Genomic DNA, 4,505 nt, shown 5'->3' with positions numbered 1-4,505 from the left:
GGAGACTCGCTTGTGGCTGCCCGCCCCCTACCACGCGGATCCCCTCGACGGCAGCCACAGCGATCACTACCCCCACGATCGTACGGAAGCCAGCACCGCGCTCTATGCGACCAACTCCCTGGAGGCGCAACTCGTCCTGCGCTTGTCCTACGGGCAGTATGAGCCGATCGAGTCCTATGGCGAGCGGACCCACCTGACCCTGTATCGCGGCATCAACAGCCTCGACGGCCACGAAGTCCTGGAGAGGCTCGACGGCCGCCACGCCCGCGTGCTGTTGAACAACCTCAGCAGCTTCACCAGCGATCGTGAGCGCGCCTGTGAGTTCGGCGACTACATCCTCGAGGTGGCCGTCCCGCTGCCTAAGATCTTCTTCTACAACCGCCTGCTCCCCGGCATGCTCAAGGGCGAGGACGAGTACGTCGTCCTCGGCGGCGTCTACGAGGTCCAGCTGAGTACGCTCTAAGGAGCGTCCGAGGCTTGGCCGTTCCGGCTAATGGACAGGCACGGAGATCGGGCAAGCGTCTGGCCGTAGATCCTATGAAGGCCCGCAGTCGGTTACCCTCAGGGGTGCAAACCAACCTGATGGGAGGAACCGAAGATGACTGCGAGCCTTCAAGCGAACGATACCCAAGCGGGAGCGGTGCTGTACATGGCCTTCGAGCTGAGCGACAAGAAGTGGCGTTTAGCCTTTGGCGACGGAGGGCGCCAGCGCCAGGTGGTGATTGCGGCTGGGGCGTTGGACGAGCTGCGCGAGCAGATCGAGGCGGTCAAGTCGAAGTGGGATCTGGGATCGCAGGTGCGGGTGGTGAGCTGTTATGAGGCTGGGCGCGACGGCTTCTGGCTGCACCGTCAGTTGCAGGCGTGGGGGTTGGACAACCACGTCGTCGATGCCGCCAGCATCGAAGTCTCGCGGCGGGCGCGGCGGGCGAAGACCGACCGGCTCGATGCGCAGGCGTTGCTGGAGAAGCTCATTCGTTACGCGCACGGGGAGCGGCGTGTGTGGCGCGTGGTGCGGGTGCCCGAGGCGCAGTGGGAAGACCTGCGCCAACTGCATCGCGAGCGCGGGCAGCTGAAGAAGGAATGCACCGCCGCGCGCAATCGCATCACCAGCAAGCTGGTCGCGCACGGTTTGCGCCTGGTGCCGGGCAAAGACTTCCTCGAGCGCCTGGAGGGGCTGCGGCTGTTCGACGGCACGGCGCTGCCCGAGCACCTCAAGGCCGGCTTGCGGCGCGAGTACGAGCGCCTGCAGCTGACGCAGACGCAGCTGCGCGGCGTCGAGCGCGAGATGCGCGCGCTGATCGAGGGCGCGGCCGGGTTGGAGCAGGTACGCGCGCTGATGCTGCTGCCCGGCATCGGCTGGGTTGGCGCTTGGACCCTGGTGCTGGAGATTTTCGGCTGGCGCGAGATCCGCAACCGTCGCGAGCTGGCGGCGCTGGTGGGCCTCGTGCCGGTGCCCTACAACAGCGGTGACATGGTCCGTGAGCAGGGCATCAGCAAAGCCGGCAACCGGCGCGTGCGTGCGCTGCTGATTCAGCTCGCCTGGCTATGGCTGCGCTACCAACCGCAGAGCAAACACAGCCGCTGGTTCCAGGAGCGCTTCGGCGGCGGCAGCAAACGCCAGCGGCGCATCGGCATTGTCGCCCTGGCGCGGCGCCTGGTCATCGACCTGTGGCGCTTTAGCGCGAGCGGCGTCGTTCCCGAGGGCACCCGTCTGAAGGTCGCCTGAGGCCGATCGCGCCAGCCTGACAAGCGTGCAGTGTCAGTGCGTTCGTGTAGTGTCCAGCGTATGAGCGCGCCCGTAGCCCGACCGGGTCGATAACGGGACCGATTTCGTAGATGGGGCGCGTTCTTCACTGGTGTCGTCGGCGCCGAACGGCGCATGCGAGATTGGGTGACCGGCCCTGCGCCGGCACGGATAGAAGGTGGTCGAGGCACGACATGGGCTCGACTGCGAACGACGCCAGCCGCTGCATTCGCACGGCCTACGACACGCCGAGGGGCAAAGGAGTCGGTGTTATCCACCCTTTTGCCCACAGGCTTCGTGCAATAGAGGGGCACTTCGCCCGTGGACAAAAGCGTGGATAACACCGACAGATGATTTAGATTTTCAGAGACGACGCCCCGGGGTTGACAGCCGGGACCTCATAGAAGGTCGGGCTGAGGCACGAAGCCCGACGCTGGGCCGATTGTCGGGCCTCCTGATGTCGGCGCCGACCTACGAGAGACACGCCCGAGGGCGGCGGCAAGCGAGAGTTGCGAAGCACCCCCTCAGAGACCGACCCCAGCACAGCGAGGAGGCACCATTGCGCACGGTCACCGAATTTCCGAACGCGGTGCGCGACATCGAGCACACCTGGATCGAGATGGCGGACGGCACCCGCCTGGCCGCCCGGATCTGGCTGCCCGAGGACGCGATGCGCCATCCAGTTCCGGCGATCTTCGAGTACATCCCCTACCGCAAGCGCGACTCCATCCGCCTGCGCGACGAGACCATGCACCCCTACTTCGCCGGCCACGGCTATGCGGCCGTGCGCGTGGACCTGCGCGGCAGCGGCGACTCCGAGGGGGTGCTGCGGGACGAGTACCTTGAGCAGGAGCTCGACGACGGCGTCGAGGTGATCCGGTGGCTCGCAGCACAGGACTGGTGCGACGGCAGCGTCGGCATGATCGGCATCTCCTGGGGCGGCTTCAACGGCCTGCAGATCGCGGCGATGCGGCCGCCCGCCCTGCATGCGATCGTCACCGTGTGCTCCAGCGACGACCGGTACGCCGACGACGTCCACCACATGGGCGGCTGCCTGTTGGGCGACAACCTCTCCTGGGCCTCGGTGATGTTCGCCTACAACGCGCTGCCGCCCGACCCGGCGGTGGTGGGCGAGCGCTGGCGCGAGATGTGGCGGGCGCGGCTCGACGGCAGCGGGCTCTGGCTGGAGAAGTGGCTGCGGCACCAGCGCCGCGACGCCTACTGGCGCCACGGCTCGATCTGCGAGGACTACGGCGCGGTTGGCTGCCCGGTGATGGCGGTAAGCGGTTGGGCGGACGGCTATTCCAACGCGGTCTTTCGGCTGTTGGCGAACCTCGACGTGCCGCGCCGTGGCCTGGTCGGCCCCTGGGGGCACAAATACCCCCATCTGGGCGTGCCCGGCCCGGCGATCGGCTTTCTGCAGGAATGTGTCCGCTGGTGGGACCGCTGGCTCAAGGACGTCCCCAACGGCGTCGAGGACGAGCCGGCGCTGTGCGCCTGGATGCAGGCGAGCGCGCCGCCGACCGCGCGCTACGCCCACCGCCCCGGCCGCTGGGTCGCCGAGCCGAGCTGGCCCTCGCCGCGGGTGCGCGAGCAGGCCTTCGCCCTGGCGCCGGGCCGATTGTTGCCCGAGGGCGAAGGGCCGGACGAGGTGGTGACGGTCCAGTCGCCGCTCACCGTCGGGCTGTTCGCCGGCAAGTGGTGCTCCTACGCCGCCGGGCCCGACCTCGCCCACGACCAGCGCCAAGAGGACGGCGGCGCGCTCGTCTTCGACGGCGAGCCGCTGGCGGCGGATCTGGAGATACTCGGCGCGCCCGTCCTGGAGCTCGACGTCGCCGCCGACCGGCCGAGCGAGCTGATCGACGTACGGCCCTCCGACCGCGGCCCGGCACGCCAGGCGCAGCGGGTGACCTACGGCCTCTTGAACCTCACCCACCGGGCGAGCCCGCGCTTTCCCGAACCGCTGGAGCCGGGGCGGTTCTACCGGGTCGAGGTCAAGCTTAACGACATCGCCCAGGGCTTTCCGGCGGGGCACCGCCTCAGGCTGGCACTGTCCTCCTCCTATTGGCCGCTGGCCTGGCCGCCGCCGGCACCGACGCGGCTCTCGGTGCGCACCAAGGGGGCCCGCCTGCGCCTGCCGGTACGCCCGGCGACGTCGGACGACGCGGCAAGCGCGCCGTTCGGCCCGCCCGAGGGTGCCACCCCGGAGCGCCGGGTGCCGCTCACGCCCGGGCACCACAATTGGCTGGTCCACCGCGACCTCGCCGCTGACGCCTCGACGCTCGAGGTGGTCAACGACCACGGCACCTTCCGCATCCCCGAGATCGACCTCGTCGTCGAGCACGACACCCGCGAGTGGTACCGCTCGGTCGGCGACGACTTCACCTCCGCCTGCGGCGAGACCCGCACGACCCGCAACCTCACCCGCGGCGACTGGGCGATCCGCACCACCACCCGCACGCTGTTGACCTCGACCGCCACCGACTTCCGCGTGCGCGCCGAGCTCGACGCCTGGGAAGGCGAAACCCGCGTCCACGCCCAGAGCTGGGACGAGCGCATCCCCCGCGACCACGTCTGAGGCGGCCCATTGCCGCCGTCTGGCAGCTCAGCGCGCGACGGCGGCGTGGTGGCGGAAGCGCTCGCCGCGTTCCTCGAAGTCGCGGAACTGGCCGAAGGAGGGCGCCGCGGGCCATAGCAGCCCCCCCCCGCCCGGCGGGGCCCGGCGGTTCCTTTACCCACTCTGACCCCTCCGCCCACCGCA

3 protein-coding genes are annotated in these 4,505 nt (G+C 69.3%); all 3 read left to right on the top strand.

The annotated features are described in order from the left end of the window. A partial coding sequence (locus I6U14_RS12830; RefSeq protein WP_296899897.1) for an NAD(+)--dinitrogen-reductase ADP-D-ribosyltransferase occupies window positions 1–463 on the top strand: 463 nt, incomplete at its 5' end. Between the two features lie 135 nt (window positions 464–598). Next, a complete protein-coding gene (locus I6U14_RS12825; protein WP_296899896.1) occupies window positions 599–1,726 on the top strand; it encodes an IS110 family transposase in 1,128 nt (375 codons plus the stop codon). Between the two features lie 577 nt (window positions 1,727–2,303). Beyond that, on the top strand, window positions 2,304–4,322 hold the full coding sequence (locus I6U14_RS12820) for a CocE/NonD family hydrolase (protein ID WP_296899895.1): 2,019 nt from the start codon (window positions 2,304–2,306) through the stop codon (window positions 4,320–4,322). The last annotated feature ends 183 nt before the right edge of the window (window positions 4,323–4,505 follow it).

It is taken from the genome of Thiohalocapsa sp. (assembly GCF_019695415.1).
Lineage (GTDB): Bacteria > Pseudomonadota > Gammaproteobacteria > Chromatiales > Chromatiaceae > Thiohalocapsa.
Note: the sequence above shows the minus strand (reverse complement) of the source record. Positions and strands in the feature narration are given on the sequence as shown.

What these genes read in the sequence shown, in the direction of transcription:
- I6U14_RS12825 (WP_296899896.1), top strand. Translation starts at nt 599, where the DNA reads ATGACTGCGAGCCTTCAAGCGAACGATACCCAAGCGGGAGCGGTGCTG.